Genomic DNA, 21118 nt, shown 5'->3' on the forward strand with positions numbered 1-21118 from the left:
TGTCTATTACTTATAATTTGTTAACTATGCTTAGTCAGTAACCAACACTGATGGATTTTATCATTACCTTTAAAATCTTCAGGGATCGATGCTTTACTAATATCTTTGACATAAAAACCAAGTGCTTTGATTGCTTCAAGGTCAAGTTTAAAGCCACGTTTATTATTCGAGAAAATAATCTCTCCGTTTGGATTAACACGCTCACTCGCCGATGTTAATAATGCCACATGGTCATCTTGCACATCAAACACATCACTCATACGTTTAGAGTTCGAAAAGGTAGGTGGATCAATAAAAATAAGGTCATACATTTCATGCGCATGTTGTAACCATTTAATACAATCCTGTTGAATAAATTCATGCTTACCTTGAATGCCATTTTCAGTGAAGTTTTCTTGGCCCCAATTTAGGTAAGTATTAGACATATCGACACTGGTTGTTGATTTAGCACCACCTAATGCCGCATGAACAGAAGCGGTTGCGGTGTAACAAAATAGATTTAAGAAATCTTTGCCCTTGGCCATATTGCCAATACGTAAACGTGTTGGACGGTGATCCAAAAACAGACCAGTATCTAAATAATCTTGTAAATTTACAATCAGTTTTGCAGGCCCTTCTTGCACCACTAAACGTTGTTTTTTACTGTCTAATTTTTCATATTGCTGACGACCTTTTTGACGCTCACGCACTTTGATGATTAATTGGTCATCGGTTAAATCTAATAAATAACGCGTAGTTGAAACGATATCTAAGAAACGACGACGTACTTTCTGTGCATCAATTTCTTTAGGAGCGCGGTATTCTTGAATAATTAAATATTCGTTATAACGATCAATGGCTACGTTATATTCAGGTAAATCAGCATCATATAAACGGTAACATTGAATATCTTCGCGTTTAGCCCATTTGTCTAAACGTTTCATATTTTTTAATAAACGGTTAGCAAAGTCTTCCGCATAGATAGCAGGCTTAATTTGCTTAACTGCTTTAAATACGATTTCAGATTCAGATTCTTCAGCCATCGGGAATTCTTGAGTTGGTGTAATGGTTCCCCATGGATTATCATCAGTTGATTCTTTATAAACCACTTCAGCTGCTTTTGCCTGTTTAGGCTGCTTAGCAGGTTTAGGTGTTTCTTCAACAATTGCCGCACCTTCAACTAAACGTTTAGGCGAAATTCGGTAGTTTTTAAGTACACACTCAATTGGACCATTAAAGAATTTAAAGCTTTTGCCTGCGCGCATTCCTAAACAACTTAATAGTTCAGTATCCATCGCGAACATACTTAAGTTCCAACCTGCAAAAGCTTCTTTAAAGTGATGACCTAATTCAGTATATAAACTGATAGTGTCACTAAAACCGCCTAAACGTTCACCGTATGGTGGATTTGAAATTAACAGCCCAGTACTTAATTCTTCAGGTGGTAATACTTTTTTAGCATCTTGCACGCTGAATTCAATTAACTCAGCAACCCCTGCACGTTGTGCATTTTGGCGTGCAATCGCGACCATATCTTTACTTAAGTCAGAGGCATAAAAACGTGTAGTACAATCTTTAACGGCACGCTTAGCATAAACCTGCGCCGTCGTTTTTAATGTTTTCCACGCTTCAGCATCGTGTTTTTTCCAATGCTCAAAACCAAATGTTTCACGTAATGAACCCGGCGCAATATTTAACGACATCATTGCTGCTTCAATAATAAGCGTACCAGAACCACACATTGGATCTAATAAAGCTTCACCTTGCCAGCCACTGCGTTTAACAATACCTGCCGCTAAGGTTTCACGTAATGGTGCTTCACCAGCGATAGTGCGGTAACCACGCAAGTGTAATGGAGAACCAGAAAGGTCAATGTAGATAGAGGCTTTATCTTTATATAAACGACCATTGAAACGAATATCGGCATCACGTTTTTCAACATTAGGACGTTCATCGAATTTTTTACGGAAACGATCCACAATGGCATCTTTAATTTTTAATGCGCCAAACTGTGTATTACGAATTTCGTCGTTACTACCAGAAAAGTCAATGGAGAAGGTTTTATCTACATCAAAATGTGATTCCCAAGGGATGTTGCTACACCCTAGGTATAAATCCATTGGGTCGATCACTTTGAATTCACTTAATTTAAGTAAAACACGAGAAGCAAAACGAGACCATAAACATACTTGGTAACCTTGCTCTAATGAACCGTCAAAGCTAACACCACCAGCAATTTGCTTAGTATTTTCAATACCAAGTTCTTTAAGTTCTACTTCTAATAAAGGCGCAAGCCCTTTCGCGGTGGGGATAAAATAACTGAACATAGACACTCTCATGCAATTGTTGAATAAAAAAATAGGGCATATTATACCTTGCAAACAGCATTATCCCTATGGAATTTTACCTCTTTCTGATGTGTGACTAAAAATAAAAAACGCCTCAAAATAGAAGCGTTTTTAATGTTTGTAGAGTTTGGAAACGAACTTATTTATTCAATAAGTATTTGATACGTGTTTTTAATATATCCGTCGCGATACGGTTTTTCCCACCACGAGGAATAATGATATCGGCATGTTGCTTTGATGGTTCAATAAATTGTAAAAACATCGGTCTTACTGTTTTTTTGTATTGTGACATCACTGAATCTAATGTTCTTCCACGCTCCATAATATCGCGTGTTAAACGACGCATTAAACAAATATCCAATGGTGTATCGATAAAAATACTGGCATCAATTTGGGTGCGCAATGTTGAATCTGTTAGTAATAAAATACCTTCAATAATAATGATTTTTTTAGGCGATAAGTTAATCACTTCATTAGTACGGGTATGCTCAGTGTAACTATAAACAGGGATTTCAACAGATTGGTTATTTTGCAGCAATTTTATATGCTGACTTAATAACTGATGGTCAAAGGCTTTGGGATGGTCGTAATTCGTTTGTACACGCTCTTCCATTGGCATATGGGATTGATCTTTATAATAAGCATCTTCAGAAATAATGCCTATTTGATCGGTGCCTAATTCTTGTCGAAGCTCATTACAAATAGTATGTGCAATTAAACTTTTTCCTGAGGCTGAAGCCCCTGCAATTGCGATAACGACACAGTGATTTTTATTCAAAATTGACCTTCATAAAATTAATTAAATGTTAGAAATATAAAATAGTATAGCGCTGTAATGACAACCTACAATAATGCCCTTAACTTATTTTAATAATGACTTAAAACAGGTTAAGGGCAAAATATAAATTCTATTAACGCTAGATTTGTAAATGTTTACTGTTTGCGAGTAAAACGATTAATAAAATAAGCAACGATCGAACCACAAACTAATCCACCGACATTGGCCACCATATCCAACCATTCACCATATCGGTTTACATAAGGTTGTATTAACTCAATGGTTCCACTTAACAGGGCATACAAGATAAAAACAACCAGCCAATTATTCGGTTTTTTTAACATTAATGGGAAAACCAAAACACTGTATGCAATAAAATGATGGGTTTTATCACTTCCCGGTACGCCTGGTAAATTGGCTAAAGGAGTTAATGATAGTGAAGCAATTATCGCCACTAATAATAACGATAATGCTATCCAATATTTTCTTATTAGCTGTAATAGAGTGTTCATAAAATAGTATGGGCCTTGTTGCTCAAATCTAAGTTAATGTATTAAGTCATTGTCTCAGCTAATTCACTTAGTAACTTATGCTGATGTTCTGTTAGTTCTGTTGGCGTTGGGATCACAACGGTGTAAATTAAATCACCAATATGGTCACTATTCATTGATTTAACACCGCGTCCTTTAATTCTAAATTTACGTCCCATTTGCGTTCCAGCAGGTATTTTCAGATTAATATGTCCACTAAAGGTTGAAGCCTTAGCGGTTCCACCGACAGCTGCCACCGGAAATGAAGTGATTAAATCACAGTAAAGATCATCGCCTTTTCGAGTAAAAAAATCATGTGCTAATAACACTACTTCGACAAATAAATCACCGCGTCCAGCACCTAATGTTCCAGGATTACCTTTGCCCGTAACACGTACTCGTTGCTTATCATTAATACCTGCTGGCATGGTCACTAATAACGGTTCGGTTGTATTCGGTAAACGCACCTCTTTAACACAACCTTCGACAGACTCTTCTAAGGTCATATCGATTTGTAAAATGATGTCTGAGCCCTTTTGTGGCTGAGGTTGGTAACGTTCTTGACGCTGTTGGCGTTGACCGAACATATCACCAAACATATCATTGAAATCACCGCCTTGGCTGAATCCACCCTGTCCAAAACTACCTCGCCCTTGGGCTTGGCCATTTTCAAAAGCGCTATGTCCAAAATCATCATATTGCTGACGTTTTTCTGGATCATTTAATATTTCATACGCCGCTTTAACTTCACGGAATTTTTCTTGCGCAACAGGGTTATCTGGATTTCTATCAGGATGATATTTCATCGCTAATTTTTTATAAGCTTTTTTAATCTCTTTCTCAGATGTACTTTTACTAACACCTAATACTTCATAACAATCACGTTTCGACATTTTTCTCTCAATAATTCCATTGTAGTTACTATAATGCGGCGATATTGTGCACTGGTTTAGTCGTTCGCTGCTTAAACAGCGATAGCCGTTATATAAAATGGTGGCAGTTTTTTAGTGTACAACAAAGCGCGCGAATTATAGCGTAACTAAATTTAAATCACATAAAAATTGCTAAAGGAAAAAACAAAACAGTAGCAAATAAAGTTACTTGTAAATGTTAGTGATAATATCAACGAATCTTTTATCAGAAAATTAGCATACTTTAAAAAGTATGTCATAAAGGGAAGGGTTTATTTTTTTAAAAATAGTGAGGGATTATTATTAAAACTGACAATACATTGTCGACAAATGCAGCTTGTATTTTTTAATGGTTCAGGTAATAAATTTAGTAGAGCCTGTGGTACGGTTAAATCATTACACCAACAGCCCTGCTTCGCTGCGACATCGCATCGATTAGTTTGTAAGCAAAATGGACAAGCATCTTGATTTGTTGGTTCGGTCATTTAAATCATCTAATTTATTTAAGAAGCTAGCATTGCAAAAGTAAAATACAAAGCCCAGTTAAAAGCAAGACCGCCACCACTATTTGGGCTCACTTCAATTCACTAAATAAAGGGCTTTATATTAACTTATACTAATGCGCACTGCATGTATCGTGCTGACAATTTTCATCATGCTGATGATCGTCTTCACTATGTGCATTTGAGTATGCAGCTAATACCTCACTACTAGGGCTATAATCATCATCATTACCTGCAATATAACGTAGGTGCTCCCAAGTCAGCATATAAGCAAAAAACAAACGATGTTGGCGTTTTGTTTTAATGCTTTTTGAGGCAAAGAGTTGGCTACCGGCATAACCTTGTAAAGATTCGATAATGTTAACGTAACGCAACCAAGGCAATGTATTGTGCTTGCTTGGGTTAAAGTTAATTTTATTAAACGCGGTTAATGCATTCCAAAAATGTTTATTGGTATCTTCATTGTGTGTTTTTCTAGCTTCTTCAATTAACGAAAAAAAACTTCTCTCGGTTGATTGCTCAACACTAAGGTAATCCTTTAATTGTGTTATTAAGTGTAACTCTGCTTGATAAAAAAACGCAGCTAATGGAACTGGCTGTTGTGCTTTAAATTGCGTAACAAAATTTTCAAAATTTGTATCCACAGGTTTCTCCGTGTCATTTTAGTAAAGTACGGTCAACTCATTTCATCATGGTCGTGTTATGACGATCAAAAGTTGTTTACTAATAAAATACCAACTCAGCTAACTAGCTGACCCCATACAGAATGAAATTGGTAAAATAGCGATAATAAATGTGTAAACAATCCCCGTTCCCATTCAAGATGCAACATTTAGCAAGTTGTGAGCTGAGTAGCTTTTAAGCAGAGAGTTGAAGAGCTAACTCGTTTAATCGACACTTCACTCTCTTTTTATAACCGCAACAAAGACAACTTGCCTCACCACTTGCACAGTGGTTCATTAGCTCAACAAGTAATTCAGCATTGCAACATTCGATAAGAACTAGCCATTAAAGGTGTAAAACTTGTTTTTACACCTAGTGATAGAGAGTTAACGAAATTAATGGCTCAAAGGTCATCATGTTGCGCTTTATCTTGCTGTTCGAGCTAATGGTCGAAGGAAGCATCTCTATTAGTAACGGGTATAAATAGTAACGGATATAAATTAACCTAATTTATTTTGCAAATAACCAAATGCGGTTAACATCGCTTGCTCTTGGAACTTCTTAAGTCCTAATTCAACCGCTGTTGGTGTATTTTGCGCTTGCTTAAGGCCTTTTTTGATATAGTCAGATGAGATAACTTGTACCTCTACATCACGCATTAATTGCAATGCACCTTCAATTTTAAAACTTAAAGTATGACCTGCAAATTTACCTTTTAGTGCACGTTCACGAATGATCACCTTATCAATTTGGTAATCTTTCATTAACTGCGCAAAATCAAACTGGAACTTTTTTAACGGTTCAGTATTAATAGGGTCATTTAATGTTAGTTTTGTTGTACGCACAGGTGGCACGTCGTAAAGACCGTTTTTAAACTGCATAATCGCAATGACGGCTTCGTTACCTGTTAATTCAACACCACATACTCTCATTTTCTTTCCTCTTATCTTTCGATCATTATCCATCTGCTAATAGTATATTAGCCAAAAAACAAAAGCCCTAATCAAAGATTAAGGCTTTTCTAATAACTCGCTGAACAATAAATGAACATTCATCTGATATTCGCGTCGCAAATTATTTTTTATTTTTCATATAAAACGCGAGTATACACTTTAACTAGTTAGCATGCATACGTAAATTTATCATACGAATAGTTGCGCCAATACCCGCTAGTACTTGGTTAGCATTTACACCACGTGTGGTAAATTGCTCATCACCATCGGCCCAAGTAACGGTACACTCAGTGAAGGCGCTGGTTTTACCACCTGGTGGAATACGTAATTCAAAATCTATCAGTTCAGGGAACACAAAAGCACTTTTATCTAAGACTTTAGTCATTGCACTAATAAAGGCATCAAAACCACCATTACCACTACCACTGCTTTTATAAATTTTATCTTTAACACGCACTCGAATACTTACCGTTGACTCTAAATCGAGCCCAGAGTTAATTGAACAGTTTAACAGTTCAACATAGTTGTAATCGTTACGCTCTAATAAATCCGCAATAATAAAGGGCAAATCATCAGCAGTAATGGACGCTTTTTGATCGCCTAAACGTACAACACGTTTTAATAGTTTTTTCTGTTGATCCGCATCCAGTTCAATATCCAGTGCTTCTAAGTTTTTTGCTAAAGAGGCTTTACCGCTCATTTTACCTAATGCATAACTGCGTGAACGTGCAAAACGTTCCGGTGTCAGTGCTGAAATATATAAACCTCCTTTGCGGTCGCCATCGGCATGAATACCACTAGTTTGCGTAAATACATCAGCCCCTACAATAGGTGTATTATCCGCGATACGTTTACCTGAAAAGTTTTCCACTAATTTACTTAAATTATGGATTTCCGATTCATCAATATTGACTTTTTTGCCTAGTTTATCTTTCAAGACCACTGCGACTTCAGTCAATGATGCATTACCGGCACGCTCACCCAGGCAATTCATCGTACAATGAATAGAAGAAACCCCTGCTTTAACAGCGTACATAGCATTCGCGGTTGCCAAACCGTAATCATTATGGGGATGAAAATCGAATTGTAAACTAGGGAAACGAGTCACCATATCACTTAAACTGGCAAACACTTCATCGGGAGACATCACCCCTAAAGTATCGGGTAACATAAAATGCTCAATACCGGTATCGGCTAGTTGAGTGACCATGTCATAGACATATTGTGGGCTATCTTGGTAACCATTTGACCAATCTTCTAAGTAAATATTAACTTTTAGACCTTGTTCAAGTGCATAATTTATCGTTTGTTTAACATCTGCTACATGTTCATCTAAGGATTTTTTTAATTGCTCAGTACAATGTTTTAAACTGCCTTTAGCTAATAGGTTAAGTACTTTACCACCGGTATCTTTGATCCAATCCACGCTTAAGGTGTGATCAACAAAGCCTAATACTTCAATTCGGTCCACTAAACCTTCTTTTTCAGCCCAAGTATTCAATTTGGTTACCGCTTCTTTTTCTCCTTCAGAAACACGTGCTGATGCGACTTCGATACGATCGATTTTAAGCTTTTGTAATAGTGCTTTCGCTAGGCTAACTTTTTCTGCAGGAGAAAATGAAACTGCTTGCGTTTGTTCTCCATCGCGTAATGTTGTATCCATCAACTGTACAGTGACATTATCTTGAGCCATTGTTTACTCCACTTGTAATCTTAAGAAAAAAAGCTTATTGCAGTCAGTACATTCAGCCTTCACTGCAATAAGTTTTCGATAAAAAAGGCGCAACCAGTGCGCCTTTGATTTTTCTGTTTAAACTATTTTTTGAATAGTTTAAATTTTTATTGATTAAGCGCTAGGCCATAACCATGGAAGACGTTTTTTCTGTGCATTTTCGTACGCAGAAATTTGCTCTTCATGCTTCAGTGTCCAAGCGATGTCATCAAGACCATCAAGTAATGATTCCTTACGGAATGCATCAACTTCAAAAGAGATTGATAAACCACCTGGTGTTGTTACTTTTTGTGCTTCTAGATCAACTGTGAATTCAACACCTTCATTAGCAGAAATTTCAGCCATTAAAGCAGCAAGTTGCTCATCAGTTACGATAATCGGTAAAATACTATTTTTAAAACAGTTGCTATAAAAAATATCAGCAAAGCTAGTTGAAATAACAGTATTAAATCCATAGTCAGCAATTGCCCAAGGCGCATGCTCACGAGATGAACCACAGCCGAAGTTTTCACCAGCAACTAATATCTTAGCGCCTTTAAAAGCCGGTTTGTTTAATTCAAACTCTGGGTTTGGTGTAATGTTATCCGCAAGGTAACGCCAGTTATGGAATAAGTTAATACCAAAACCTGTACGCTCCACTTTTTTCATGAAGTTTTTTGGGATGATTTGATCCGTATCGACGTTACTACGATCCATTAACGCGGCGATACTTGTATGTTTAATATATGGTTGCATTATCTAGCCCCTATTTCCAATCTCGAATGTCTACAAAGTGACCTGCAACTGATGCTGCAGCAGCCATTGCTGGTGATACAAGGTGAGTACGTCCACCTTTACCTTGACGTCCTTCGAAATTACGGTTTGAAGTAGATGCACTACGTTGTCCATCTTCAAGTTCATCACCGTTCATAGCTAGACACATTGAACAACCTGGATCACGCCATTCCCAACCTGCATCTAAAAAGATCTTATCAAGACCTTCTTTCTCTGCCTGTACTTTAACAGGGAAAGAACCTGGTACTGCAAACGCTTGTACGCCAGCAGCTACTTTTTTACCTTTCAGTAATTCAGCAGCAGCACGAAAATCTTCAATACGACCATTAGTACAAGAACCAATAAATACCACATCGATGTGGATATCAGTAATTTTTTGACCTGCATCTAATGCCATGTACTTAAGTGCATTGGCACAAGCTTGTGATTTAACTTCATTTGTGAAATCAGACGGAGAAGGAACGACACCTGTTACAGAAATAACTTGCTCAGGTGATGTACCCCAAGATACTTGTGGTGCAATATCTTCTGCTTTTAATTCAATAACGGCATCAAACTCTGCACCTTGATCAGATACAAGCGATTTCCAGTATTCAACAGCAACAGGCCAATCTTCACCTTTAGGTGCAAACTCTTTACCTTCAAGGTAATCAAAAGTCACTTGGTCTGGTGCAACAAGACCAGCACGAGCACCCGCTTCAATCGCCATATTACATAGCGTCATACGACCTTCCATTGTGAGGTCAGTAATTGTGTTACCAGCGAACTCCATTACATAACCCGTACCGCCAGCAGTACCTGTTTTAGCAATAATAGCTAATGCGATATCTTTAGCTGTTGAGAAAGCAGGTAATTTACCTTCTACTTTCACTAGCATTGTTTTTGCTTTTTTCTGTTGTAATGTTTGTGTTGCCATTACATGTTCAACTTCACTCGTACCGATACCAAACGCTAGTGCGCCAAATGCACCGTGTGTTGCTGTATGGCTATCACCACAACATACAACCATACCAGGGTGAACGAAACCATGCTCAGGCACAACGATGTGAATAACGCCGTTTTGCTTACTGTCCATACCGTAAAGATTAATATCATTTTCTTCACAGTTAGCAGTCATCGTTTCAACTTGTTTTTTTGCAATAACATCAACAATATTAAAACGATCTTTAGTTGGTACACAGTGATCGATTGTACCTAGAATACTATGTACGTTACGTACTTTACGGTTTTGCAGACGAAGGCCTTCAAACGCTTGTGGGCTTGTTACTTCATGCATTAGATGTCTATCAACAAACAAAAGCGGAGAGCCTGCTTCTGGTTCATGAACTAAGTTCGCATCCCAGATTTTTTCATACATTGTTCTAGTCATTGTTTCCCTTACCACACTATTACTTAAAATCTTTTCCCGGCCTAAACATATTTAGATAATACGAATGATTATCAATAAGCAGATCGCGGCGCATTTGTAAAGCCTCATTCTAATTGATCAAGGTCAATCCTACAATATAGTGACCTCACTTTATCTGCAGCAATTAGATATTTATGCACTAATTAATACATTTTATGCACCAAAATTAAAGCAAATGAAAATTATATAATCAATATTTCAATAGAAAAAAGATAACAAACTCCGTAATATAGCGGCATATTAACTCTCTATTAGGCTTACCGTTGATGCAATTTGAACTCATCACTACACTGACACAATTATCTGAGTATATTGCCACATTAGATAACTCTCCTATTTCTTTAGACACTGAATTCGTCCGTACCCGTACTTTTTATGCCAATTTAGGTCTATTACAAGTATCACAAAATGAAAAGATCGTATTAATCGATCCTATCTCGATCGGAGATATCAGTGCTTTTTGGCAGGCGATAGATAACAAAGCCTGTATTTTACATGCCAGTAGTGAAGATTTAGAAATTATCAGGCAACAAAAGGGTGACCTAAATATTAAGTTGTTTGATACACAGGTAGCCTGTGCATTTTTGAATCACGGCGCGTCATTAGGTTATGCCAAAATGGTCGAATTAATAGATGGTGCTGTGTTAGATAAAGGTGAGTCTCGTACCGATTGGTGTGCACGACCATTAACCCAAAAGCAACAACATTACGCCGCCGCCGATGTGTTGTACCTTGAACCGAGTTTAGTTGTTTTACAGGCGCAGCTTGCAGAAAAGAAAATGACCGATTTTTTTGAAAAAGAATGCCAAATGATTTTAGATCAAAAAATGAAACCAATTGACCCGGATAAAGCTTATAAATCTTTAGATAATCTATTTAAGTTAGATAGACACAGCTTAGCCATCATTAAAGCGTTGGCGAAATGGCGATTACAAACTGCACAAGCGCGTAATCTGGCGCTTAACTTTGTAGTGAAAGCTGAGCATTTATGGTTATTAGCTTATTATCAGCCAGCTTCAATCAATGATTTAAAACGCTTAAATTTATTACCCAATGAAATTCGTATTCACGGACAAAATATTTTATCGGTTATCGCAGAAGTGTCCGCACAAGATCCAGAAACCTATCCGCCCCTCATTTCTCGTTTAATTGATTTTCCTGAATACAAAAAAACCTTAAAAGAGATGCGCGATAAAATCAAAGCCTGCGCAGAAAAATATGAGCTACCAGTTGAATTAATTGCCTCTAAACGTGTCATTAATGAGTATTTAAGTTGGTCTTGGAAATTAACTGATCAACAGCGTTTAACAGCGACCAAACCAAAACTGTTAAGCGGATGGCGATTTGAGCTGATCGGGCATCAATTTAACTATTAACATTGGCTGATTTTGATCAGCGAATAAGATAACCGAATCTAAAAACCGTCTAATTCATCTAGACGGTTAGCCAACAGTCTTATATTAATTTCTTTTGTGCATCTGATGCATATCGATTAATACGTAACTAGGGTAATAAATGATAATAAAAAAAACATCGCCCACCGATAAACCAACATGGTTAGAAAGCAGCAAAATTTATCTACAAAAGCGAGTTGCTATATTATTTTTTCTTGGTTTCTCCGCAGGCCTTCCAATTTTATTAGTTTTTTCCACTTTATCATTTTGGTTACGAGAAGCGGGAGTAAGTCGGGCTAGCATTGGCTTCTTTAGCTGGATAGCCTTGGCTTACGCTTTTAAATGGATCTGGTCACCGTTTGTGGACCGTTTATCTATTCCATTGTTAACCACTTGGCTTGGGCGACGACGCTCATGGTTATTGCTATCTCAACTAGCCATTACCGTTGCAATTATTGGCATGGCAATGAGCGATCCTCAACAAAATCTCACCTTATTCGCTATTTGTGCTTTAGTCGTTGCTTACAGTTCAGCGACACAGGATATCGTCATTGACGCGTTCCGTATCGAATCTGCTCCCGAGAAGTTTCAAGCGGCAATGGCAGCGGCCTACATGACCGGATACCGACTCGCAATGATCATGGCCGGAGCCGGTTCTTTAGCTATTGCAGCATTAGTCAGTGACTCACAGGCTTACCAATTATCGGCCTGGTCAACATCATACTTTGTAATGGCAGCTTGTATGAGTGTAGGTATTATTACCACATTTATTGCCCAAGAACCGGAATATGAAAGAGCTTTACAGCCACATACAAAAATACATTTAACCCCTATTGCACGTTTTATGGCATGGTTAGAAATCGCCATTGTTGCGCCTTTTTCAGACTTTTTTACACGCTATGGCAAGCATGCTTTATTAATATTATTACTGATAGGTAGCTATCGTATTTCTGATATTGTAATGGGTATTATGGCTAACCCTTTTTATGTTGATATGGGCTATAGCAAAGGGGAAGTAGCTGCCATTTCTAAGGTATTTGGGGTAATCATGACCCTGCTTGGCGCAGGATTGGGCGGCATATTATTAACACGCTATAGCACCTATACGATCCTATTTTTGGGTGCATTTTTGGTTGTCGTGACTAACTTTATATTTGCTATTTTAGCCTTTGTAGGAAAAGATTTAACGTTATTAACTCTGATCATCTCGATGGACAATATCAGTGCAGGTATTGCGACCACAGCCTTTATCACTTATATTTCTAAACTAACCAATATTGAATTTTCTGCTACTCAGTACGCATTATTTAGTTCAATGATGCTGTTATTTCCGAAATTTATTGCCGGTTTTTCTGGCGTCTATGTAGATAGTTTTGGTTATGTTAACTTCTTTGTCGGATCCGCCTTAATAGGTGTTCCTGTGCTTGGTTTAATTATACTGTTAAAAAAAATCATCGAAGAATAAGCCAATCGATTTAACTATGGCCAATGTAACTATGGCCAATTCAACTATAACCAATGTGACTATAACCAATGTGACGTTAAATATTACATTCTATTATTGATGATTTGAAATATTCAAATAAGTATCATATCGCCGTTTTATTTCACGCACATAAGTCACGGGCTCTTGTCCTCGAACATACCCATAACGCGCTTTGGCTGCATACTTAGGTTGTGATAAAAGTAGCATAGCTTTTTCAACATGATTAAACCAACGATCATCTTGCCAACCTTTTTTCCTCGCTAAGCGAATAGCGTCTCGAACATGCCCTGCACCTGCATTATATGAGGCTAATGTAAACCAGGTTAACTCTGATTTAGGGATCTTATCTGCTTGCATTCGCTCTCTTACCCAGTCCATATAACGAATGCCGGCTTCAATACCCTGCTCAGGATCATGCATATCTTGGATCCCCAATTGCTCAGCAGTACGTGGCATGACTTGGAATAACCCTTGTGCCCCCGATAAAGACTTTGCATTGGGATCAAAGCGGCTTTCTTGATGCATTTGCGCGACCAATAAACGCCAATCAAACCCATACTTCTTAGCATGTTTTTTCACTAAGTCATCAAAAGGAGACATAACACCTGACTCTATTTCAGCCACATAACCTTTGTATTGCTGATCTAAGCGTTTTTTGTTTTTAAAGTATTTATTATAAATTACATTATAAAACAATCCTTTATAATGTTTTTTGATAAAAACATTGATCTCTTTTAATAACGCTTGATTACCCGCTTTGATCCCCCAACTTTGTGCCTTAGGCTCTCCTAACGCCATAAAGGATTGAATATCATCACGGAAGGTTAGCTCTAAATCAACAATATGACTGTCGGCTATAGTCATGTCATACTTTTTATCCGCCACCGCTTCAATAATTGATTCCGTTTCCATATTCTCAGGAACTGCAATCAATTTAACACTCGGCACTGTTTTTTGCAGCTGCAATGAAGTACTCCAGTATGCACTTGAAGAGCGTGTGTAAATTTTATGGCCTTTGAGATCTTGAGGTGTTTCTATTCCTGTGACACCGGATTGCCCAACCACCAACTCAGAAGCATAATGATAAGGGCGAGAAAAACCGATCCCCTTCGCTCTTCTTGCCTCGGTCGGAGTTAAAAAACCTAATGCAATATCTGCCTTATCGTCAATTAAGTAATCTAGCAATGCCACGTTATCTGGAGCAACTATAATCTCGTAACGCAATTTATTTTCTTTAGCAAAGCGCTTCGCTAATTCATAATGAAACCCTAATAATTCACCCCGCCAAATATAATAAGATGAAAGATTATTTCTTAAGACAAAGCGCACTCTGCCCTTAGCTTGTATCGTTTGCCACTGTGTGAGATTGGATTTTTTGATAGTTGATGAAGGCACAACTTTAGTACTTGAAGTATTACCTGTTGTTGAATTCGATGAGGAATGTGTTGTTTTTAGCAACTCAGATACTAACTGCTGCGAATCAATGAAAGCATTCAATTGTGTTAATAAGTATTCATTTTCAATATTAACCGCCCATGCTATATCACGCTTGCCACTTGCTTGAATACTTTTTTTAATATCATCCCGATAGGCTAAAGCGGAGGCGATCAGGTTTGCATCTTGTATCGCAAGGTCATATTCCCCACTCGCAAGTCGATCGTATAAAAGTTCGGTACTAATACTATTATCAATATAACGAATACGCATCTTAGGGTATATTTTCTGCAGTCCTAGCGCGGTTGTTTGGTAGCTTTTACCTTTTTGGATGACCACTTCTCGCCCATTTAATGCACTCCCTTTTTTCAGTGGAGGTGAATGCTTGCCCATAATGAAGTACTCATTACTTTGAATAAAAGCATCACTAAAATTAACGCGTTTTTTACGTGCCGTGGTGATAGTTAAGTTCGCTGCGATCACATCCCCTTCACCTGCAATTAATTTGCTAAATAGTTGATCAAATTTGGTCACCTTAATTTGTTTAAACTGGAGGTTTTGCTGTACAGAGAATTGCTGTAGGTATTGTAATTCGAGGTCTTGAGGATGACCAGCGCGTGGTAAATAAGTTTCACCACCAACCCATGTTAACACGGTCAAAGTAGGTTTTTGGTTGAAAAAATAATGCTTTAAAAGAAAAAAACTCGCTATCAACATCAGCACCGAACACACAATTTTTGATAATAAAAATAAAGTGTTACGTTTATTTTGACCCTGACTCATAGGCTAGTGTTCCTTCAATGATTATAAAAATTCATTTATATGCACAACAGCTTTAGCGCATTAAGTTTATTCACAATAATCGAGCCTGTCCTCCTTTGATCTCAACATTTAAATAATAATAAAATGCAATATACCTTCCTTGAGGGCTTTACATTCAATAAGACAACCAAGAGATAGTTTGTCGCTATTTCTATTTATCTCGCACTGATTATTTTAATCTACAAAGAACCTAAATCGTGGCAATTACAGTATCACTGACTAAAACTAACTCCCTTATAATAGATACCAATTTTGATTGTTCTATAACATGTCTTAGAGCAAAAATTTTAGCGGCCATCCATTAGTCCACTTTGAACTAATGGATGATAGGTAATTTTTAGCACTTATTATTCAGTAGCAATCTCATCACTTTCAGCAGCTTCACCTTGCATAATGGTAATTTCAACCCGGCGATTGCGACGTTGCTCGGTAATAGTATTACCCAGAGTGAGCGGTTTACTGTTTGCATACCCAACCACCTGCATTTTTTTATCTTGAATGCCGTCAACTTTAAGCATTTCATGTGCTACAGATACTGCACGTTGCGCAGATAAGTCCCAATTAGAGCGATATAATTCCGACTGTATTGGTTCATTATCCGTATGACCAGAAATAGTCAATACTCCGGGTACATCCACTAATATTTTCGCCACTTTTGCTATTACAGGCCTAAAGCGAGGCTGTAAAAATGCAGAACCAGCAGGAAAAGATCCTTTTTCTCTTAATCGTATAATTAACTGTTGTCCTAAAGACTCGATTTCTATTGCACCATCAACAATTTCTTCTTTTAAGTTTTCTGCTACTTTTTTAGCTAAAGCTTGCTGTGCAGCCACTTCAGGAGCAGGTACTTCACTATCCGCTTGCTGCGATGATGTCTCTGTTGAAGAGGCATCACTTTCATCATCCCCTTGCGCTCCTACCGAGGTATCCTGTTGTTCCTTAGAAACCTCTTCGTTAGTATCTTCATTAACTTCAACTGCGGTCTCTTGCGCAGGTACATTGGCATCTCCTCCTGAACGGCTACTTTCACCCTCTTCAAAATCTAAATTTGTTTTAGTAATATCAATAGTATTCTGCATAATCACTTCGATTGGTGTAGGGTCAGGTCTTCCTGGACTGAACTCCTGAGCGATCACAGATGTACCTTTAGGGATATCTTTTATTTCCAGTCTGTTTTGAACCCCAAAAGCAAACTCCATTGATCCTGCGATTTGTTTAAATTTAGCAACATCCATTTCAGAAAATGATAAAAGTAAAACAAAGAAGCACATAAGTAATGACATCAAATCGGCAAAGGTTCCCATCCAGGCTGGTAACCCCTCAGGGGGACATTTACATTCTTCTTCCATTATTAAGCTCCTTCACCAGCAGCACCACTACCCCGCTTAGATTCAGGTAAATAGTTTCGTAACATGCCTTCAATAACACGTGGGTTTTGACCGTCTTGAATACCTAAGACGCCGTCTAGAATAAGACTACGATTCAATTTCTCTTCCGCGGCTCTTAGTTTTAATTTATCTGAAATAGGCAAGGCGACCATATTGGCGACAACCGCACCATACAAAGTGGTTAATAATGCGACGGCCATCGCAGGGCCAATAGATTTAGGGTCATCCATGTTAGAAAGCATGGCAACGAGTCCCACTAGTGTACCTATCATGCCCATCGCAGGCGCAACATCACCAAAGTTCTTGAAAATCTCTGCGCCAACTTCATGACGTTCTGCAGTTAATCGAATATCATTTTGCAGTGTACTACGTACCACGTCTGCATCATGGCCATCCACCAGCATATCGATACCTTTTTGCATAAACGGATTGCTAATTTGGGCTTCTTCTAATGCCAAAAATCCACCTTTACGCGCCGCGTCAGCCATCTCAACTACTTTTACAATTAATTCTTCTGCAGGATCTATTTTGAACATAAAGGCTTTCATGGCAATTTTAATTGCCCCAAAGAATTGCCCCATATTATATTTCATCATTACAACAAAAGCGGTACCGCCAAAAACTATCAAAATAGAGGTCATATCAATAAACATATCAATGGTCCCCCCCATCAACATCGCCATGATAACAAAGCCGAAGGCGCCTATTATTCCAACTAGAGTTGCTAAATCCACAGATTAATCCTTTTCAATTTTAATAGTTAAACATTACTAAGATGATAGTATAGCCATTTCTGGTTAGTTTGCAGTCAAAGATATTTTATTTAAAACAACATTTTACATAAGTATTTAAACAGCTAACAACTTCACTGTTTGGGAATTATTTTTAGCCCTTAGTTTGACATCCTTAACAGTCACGGTAATCTTGCACAAAATATTCAAAAGAGATGCCCCATGGCCCTAAAAAAACCTGAAAATATGCAATATGAAGAAGCAATTACTGAGCTTGAACAAATAGTACAGCATCTAGAGCAAGGTGATTTACCTTTGGAAGATGCATTAAAACAATTCGAACGAGGTATTTCTCTCGCCCGTAGTAATAGCCAAAAATTACAACATGCACAACAACAAGTTAGTATTTTAATGCAAAATGATGCACAAGCACCTTTGCAAAAATTTGAAGAATAACTTTTACCTTTATCCCGAAGACTAAGCAGCTTACATGACACTATTAATTTCTACCATGCAGCAACTTCAAGCACGTGTAAACGATCAGCTTGAGCAATATATTAATCATCCCGCTTCTTATTCAAAAACATTAAATGAGGCGATGGCCTATGGTGCCTTGTTAGGAGGAAAGCGTGTTAGACCATTTTTAGTTTATGCAGTAGGGCAAATGCTTGGCAGTAAATTAGAGACACTTGACCCGATTGCAGCATCAATTGAATGTATCCATGCTTACTCTTTAATTCATGATGATTTACCTGCCATGGATGATGATGCACTGCGTCGCGGTAATGTTACCTGCCATATCAAATATGATGAAGCAACGGCTATCTTAGCGGGTGATGCGTTACAAACATTAGCATTTGAAATTTTATCTAATGAAATACCTGCATTACCAGCACAATCGCAATTAAAAATACTTAATATTTTGGCAAAAGCTGCTGGCGAAAAAGGCATGTGTGCAGGCCAAGTGTTAGATATTGCGGCAGAAAATACAGCGATTTCATTAACTGATTTAGAAATGATTCATAATGCAAAAACAGGCGCATTAATTATCGCAGCGGTACAAATGGGCGCGTTAAGCAAAATAGACATCGATGACGCTGAATTTTTGCTCTTAACAAAATTTGCGACCGCGATCGGTTTAGCGTTTCAAGTACAGGATGATATTTTAGATATCATCAGCGATACCGAAACTCTAGGCAAACCTCAGGGTTCTGACCAACAGTTACATAAATCAACATACCCTGCTTTGCTTGGTTTGCAAGGTGCACAACAAAAAGCTCAAGACTTATATCAAGAAGCGCTTCATGCTTTATCACAATTGCCTTATAATACGCAGTTACTCGAGTTGTTTTCTCATTACATCATCAAACGCGATAAATAAATATGCCATTGGATTTAAAAAATTACCCGTTGCTCGCTAACATTAATTACCCAGAAGACCTGCGTTTATTAAAAAAACAGCAGCTCCCTGCATTTTGCGAAGAGCTACGTCGTTTTTTGTTGACCAGTGTTAGTCAAACCAGTGGCCACCTTGCCTCAGGATTAGGTGTCGTAGAGCTTACTGTTGCTTTGCATTATGTTTATCACACGCCTTTTGATCATCTGGTTTGGGATGTTGGGCATCAAGCCTATCCGCATAAAATTTTAACCGGTCGTCGCGACCAAATGGATAGCATTCGACAGTTTAAAGGCTTACACCCTTTCCCTTGGCGTGAAGAAAGTGAATACGATGTGCTTAGTGTAGGCCATTCTTCGACATCAATTGGCGCTGCCCTAGGGCTCGCTATTGCCGCGGGTAAAGAACAAAAAAATCGTAAAGTAGTCGCTGTGATTGGTGATGGTGCTATTACTGCCGGTATGGCTTTTGAGGCATTAAACCATGCAGGTGCATTACACAACGATATGTTGGTAGTACTTAATGACAATGAGATGTCTATTTCTGAAAATGTGGGGGCATTAAATAATCATTTGGCAAAAATATTATCCGGTGATTTATATACTCAGCTACGTGAAGGGGGCAAAAAAGTACTGTCCACTGTACCTCCGATTAAAGAGCTAGCAAAAAAAACCGAAGAACATTTAAAAGGCATGGTTTCTCCTGCGACTATTTTTGAAGAATTTGGCTTCAATTATATTGGTCCGATGGATGGTCATAATGTGATCGACCTAGTGGATACGTTACGTAATATGCGCTCCCATGCAGGACCGCAATTTTTACACGTAATGACTAAAAAAGGTAAAGGTTATAAACAAGCAGAGTTAGACCCTATTACTTATCATGCAGTGCCAAAATTCACCCCCGATGAAGCTTTGCCAGTGCCTAAACCCTGCGCACCTACTTTTTCTAAAATATTTGGTCAGTGGTTAAATGACATGGCCGATCAAGACGAAAAACTAACCGCTATTACCCCAGCAATGCGTGAAGGTTCTGGGATGGTTGAGTTTTCTAAACGTCACCCAGACAAATACTATGATGTTGCTATTGCAGAGCAGCATGCTGTTACCTTGGCAGCTGGTATGGCTATTGCTGATTTAAATCCGATTGTTGCTATCTATTCCAGCTTTTTACAACGCGCCTATGACCAAGTGATACATGATGTTGCTATTCAAAATCTTGGTGTGTTGTTTGCTATTGATAGAGCGGGAATTGTTGGCGCTGATGGCCCGACACACCAAGGTGCTTATGACCTAAGTTTTTTACGTTGCATACCTAATATGACCGTGATGACCCCTTCTGATGAACAGGAATGTCGTAACATGTTATATACAGGCCATTTACTTAATACACCTGCGGCAGTTCGCTATCCGAGAGGCAGTGGAACAGGTGTTGAAGTTGATAACAGCATGACAGCGCTAGAAATAGGCAAAGCCAAGGTGATTGCTGAAGGTCAAAAAACAGCTATCTTATGTTTTGGCACCTTTTTGCAAGCAGCAATTCCCGTCGCAGAGGAGTTAAATGCAACTATAATCGATATGCGTTTTGTTAAACCTTTAGACCAATCATTATTAATCAAGCTCGCACGAACACATTCGCAAATAGTCACTGTTGAAGAAAATAGTATCTTAGGTGGTGCAGGCTCTGCGGTGAGTGAATTCTTAATGTCACAACAATATACGGGAAAAGTTTTACATTTAGGACTACCTGATTCATTTGTTGAACAAGGTACGCAGGCGGAAATTTATCATATGTTACAACTAGACAGTGAAGGTATTGCAGCACAAATTGATGCATTTTTTAACTAACCGTATCTGTTAGTTTCTAGAGTTTATACCTTTTAGCTTAT

At 38.1% G+C, this 21118-nt stretch carries 18 protein-coding genes; 5 read left to right on the forward strand and 13 right to left on the reverse strand.

All coding sequences use genetic code 11. The features are described from left to right. Positions 1–20: 20 nt before the first annotated feature. The 10 genes from rlmKL to leuC form a co-directional block, all read right to left on the reverse strand. Positions 21–2306, reverse strand: a complete 2286-nt coding sequence (rlmKL, locus tag H5084_RS06455) for a bifunctional 23S rRNA (guanine(2069)-N(7))-methyltransferase RlmK/23S rRNA (guanine(2445)-N(2))-methyltransferase RlmL (protein ID WP_182689939.1) — start codon at positions 2304–2306, stop codon at positions 21–23. A gap of 160 nt (positions 2307–2466) precedes the next feature. Beyond that, positions 2467–3105, reverse strand: a complete 639-nt coding sequence (gene udk, locus H5084_RS06460; protein ID WP_028869833.1) for a uridine kinase — start codon at positions 3103–3105, stop codon at positions 2467–2469. A 155-nt stretch (positions 3106–3260) separates the two neighbouring features. Then, positions 3261–3617, reverse strand: a complete 357-nt coding sequence (locus H5084_RS06465) for a VanZ family protein (protein ID WP_182689940.1) — start codon at positions 3615–3617, stop codon at positions 3261–3263. Between the two features lie 41 nt (positions 3618–3658). Then, on the reverse strand, positions 3659–4528 hold the full coding sequence (locus tag H5084_RS06470; protein WP_182689941.1) for a DnaJ C-terminal domain-containing protein: 870 nt from the start codon (positions 4526–4528) through the stop codon (positions 3659–3661). A 290-nt stretch (positions 4529–4818) separates the two neighbouring features. Then, positions 4819–5031 carry a cysteine-rich CWC family protein gene (locus H5084_RS06475; RefSeq protein ID WP_182689942.1) on the reverse strand — a complete coding sequence of 71 codons (213 nt, stop codon included), beginning with the start codon at positions 5029–5031 and terminating at the stop codon, positions 4819–4821. Positions 5032–5162: 131 nt separating this feature from the next. Beyond that, positions 5163–5693, reverse strand: coding sequence for a hypothetical protein (locus H5084_RS06480; RefSeq protein ID WP_182689943.1), 531 nt, complete (start codon positions 5691–5693; stop codon positions 5163–5165). A 519-nt stretch (positions 5694–6212) separates the two neighbouring features. Further along, positions 6213–6644 (reverse strand): DUF3010 family protein, encoded by a 432-nt coding sequence (locus H5084_RS06485; protein WP_028869829.1) that lies wholly within the window; start codon positions 6642–6644, stop codon positions 6213–6215. 184 nt (positions 6645–6828) lie between these two features. After that, a complete protein-coding gene (locus H5084_RS06490; RefSeq protein WP_182689944.1) occupies positions 6829–8358 on the reverse strand; it encodes an alpha-isopropylmalate synthase regulatory domain-containing protein in 1530 nt (509 codons plus the stop codon). 153 nt (positions 8359–8511) lie between these two features. Beyond that, positions 8512–9132 (reverse strand): 3-isopropylmalate dehydratase small subunit, encoded by a 621-nt coding sequence (gene leuD / locus H5084_RS06495; RefSeq protein ID WP_028869827.1) that lies wholly within the window; start codon positions 9130–9132, stop codon positions 8512–8514. Positions 9133–9142: 10 nt separating this feature from the next. Further along, positions 9143–10540, reverse strand: a complete 1398-nt coding sequence (gene leuC / locus H5084_RS06500; protein WP_037072059.1) for a 3-isopropylmalate dehydratase large subunit — start codon at positions 10538–10540, stop codon at positions 9143–9145. 305 nt (positions 10541–10845) lie between these two features. Between leuC and rnd the strand changes: the two genes are divergently transcribed. Then, positions 10846–11955 carry a ribonuclease D gene (gene rnd / locus H5084_RS06505; RefSeq protein ID WP_182689945.1) on the forward strand — a complete coding sequence of 370 codons (1110 nt, stop codon included), beginning with the start codon at positions 10846–10848 and terminating at the stop codon, positions 11953–11955. A gap of 139 nt (positions 11956–12094) precedes the next feature. Continuing rightward, on the forward strand, positions 12095–13438 hold the full coding sequence (locus H5084_RS06510) for an AmpG family muropeptide MFS transporter (RefSeq protein ID WP_037072058.1): 1344 nt from the start codon (positions 12095–12097) through the stop codon (positions 13436–13438). 93 nt (positions 13439–13531) lie between these two features. On the opposite strand, the gene H5084_RS06515 is transcribed toward H5084_RS06510, so the two are convergent. The 3 genes from H5084_RS06515 to pomA all read right to left on the reverse strand — a co-directional run bounded on the left by H5084_RS06515 (position 13532) and on the right by pomA (position 17837). Next, a complete protein-coding gene (locus tag H5084_RS06515; protein ID WP_182689946.1) occupies positions 13532–15676 on the reverse strand; it encodes a transporter substrate-binding domain-containing protein in 2145 nt (714 codons plus the stop codon). A 386-nt stretch (positions 15677–16062) separates the two neighbouring features. After that, positions 16063–17064: a flagellar motor protein MotB gene (locus H5084_RS06520; protein WP_037072056.1), complete on the reverse strand. Its 1002-nt coding sequence runs from the start codon at positions 17062–17064 to the stop codon at positions 16063–16065. Positions 17065–17066: 2 nt separating this feature from the next. Next, the gene (gene pomA / locus H5084_RS06525; protein WP_182689947.1) at positions 17067–17837 is read right to left on the reverse strand and encodes a flagellar motor protein PomA; all 771 of its coding nucleotides are present in this window, start codon (positions 17835–17837) and stop codon (positions 17067–17069) included. A gap of 219 nt (positions 17838–18056) precedes the next feature. Here pomA and xseB point away from each other — a divergent pair, with 219 nt between their 5' ends. From xseB to dxs, 3 genes are read left to right on the forward strand one after another with little or no spacing between them, the layout of a single operon-like run. After that, positions 18057–18290 (forward strand): exodeoxyribonuclease VII small subunit, encoded by a 234-nt coding sequence (gene xseB, locus H5084_RS06530; RefSeq protein WP_028869821.1) that lies wholly within the window; start codon positions 18057–18059, stop codon positions 18288–18290. Between the two features lie 34 nt (positions 18291–18324). After that, on the forward strand, positions 18325–19215 hold the full coding sequence (gene ispA, locus H5084_RS06535) for a (2E,6E)-farnesyl diphosphate synthase (protein WP_028869820.1): 891 nt from the start codon (positions 18325–18327) through the stop codon (positions 19213–19215). A 2-nt stretch (positions 19216–19217) separates the two neighbouring features. Then, positions 19218–21077, forward strand: coding sequence for a 1-deoxy-D-xylulose-5-phosphate synthase (gene dxs / locus H5084_RS06540; RefSeq protein WP_182689948.1), 1860 nt, complete (start codon positions 19218–19220; stop codon positions 21075–21077). The last annotated feature ends 41 nt before the right edge of the window (positions 21078–21118 follow it).

This window comes from Psychromonas sp. SR45-3, from assembly GCF_014163575.1.
GTDB classification, from domain to species: domain Bacteria; phylum Pseudomonadota; class Gammaproteobacteria; order Enterobacterales; family Psychromonadaceae; genus Psychromonas; species Psychromonas arctica.

What these genes read in the sequence shown, in the direction of transcription:
- rlmKL (WP_182689939.1), bottom strand. Translation starts at nt 2,306, where the DNA reads ATGTTCAGTTATTTTATCCCCACCGCGAAAGGGCTTGCGCCTTTATTA.
- H5084_RS06465 (WP_182689940.1), bottom strand. Translation starts at nt 3,617, where the DNA reads ATGAACACTCTATTACAGCTAATAAGAAAATATTGGATAGCATTATCG.
- H5084_RS06470 (WP_182689941.1), bottom strand. Translation starts at nt 4,528, where the DNA reads ATGTCGAAACGTGATTGTTATGAAGTATTAGGTGTTAGTAAAAGTACA.
- H5084_RS06475 (WP_182689942.1), bottom strand. Translation starts at nt 5,031, where the DNA reads ATGACCGAACCAACAAATCAAGATGCTTGTCCATTTTGCTTACAAACT.
- H5084_RS06485 (WP_028869829.1), bottom strand. Translation starts at nt 6,644, where the DNA reads ATGAGAGTATGTGGTGTTGAATTAACAGGTAACGAAGCCGTCATTGCG.
- H5084_RS06490 (WP_182689944.1), bottom strand. Translation starts at nt 8,358, where the DNA reads ATGGCTCAAGATAATGTCACTGTACAGTTGATGGATACAACATTACGC.
- leuD (WP_028869827.1), bottom strand. Translation starts at nt 9,132, where the DNA reads ATGCAACCATATATTAAACATACAAGTATCGCCGCGTTAATGGATCGT.
- leuC (WP_037072059.1), bottom strand. Translation starts at nt 10,540, where the DNA reads ATGACTAGAACAATGTATGAAAAAATCTGGGATGCGAACTTAGTTCAT.
- rnd (WP_182689945.1), top strand. Translation starts at nt 10,846, where the DNA reads ATGCAATTTGAACTCATCACTACACTGACACAATTATCTGAGTATATT.
- H5084_RS06510 (WP_037072058.1), top strand. Translation starts at nt 12,095, where the DNA reads ATGATAATAAAAAAAACATCGCCCACCGATAAACCAACATGGTTAGAA.
- H5084_RS06515 (WP_182689946.1), bottom strand. Translation starts at nt 15,676, where the DNA reads ATGAGTCAGGGTCAAAATAAACGTAACACTTTATTTTTATTATCAAAA.
- H5084_RS06520 (WP_037072056.1), bottom strand. Translation starts at nt 17,064, where the DNA reads ATGGAAGAAGAATGTAAATGTCCCCCTGAGGGGTTACCAGCCTGGATG.
- xseB (WP_028869821.1), top strand. Translation starts at nt 18,057, where the DNA reads ATGGCCCTAAAAAAACCTGAAAATATGCAATATGAAGAAGCAATTACT.
- ispA (WP_028869820.1), top strand. Translation starts at nt 18,325, where the DNA reads ATGACACTATTAATTTCTACCATGCAGCAACTTCAAGCACGTGTAAAC.
- dxs (WP_182689948.1), top strand. Translation starts at nt 19,218, where the DNA reads ATGCCATTGGATTTAAAAAATTACCCGTTGCTCGCTAACATTAATTAC.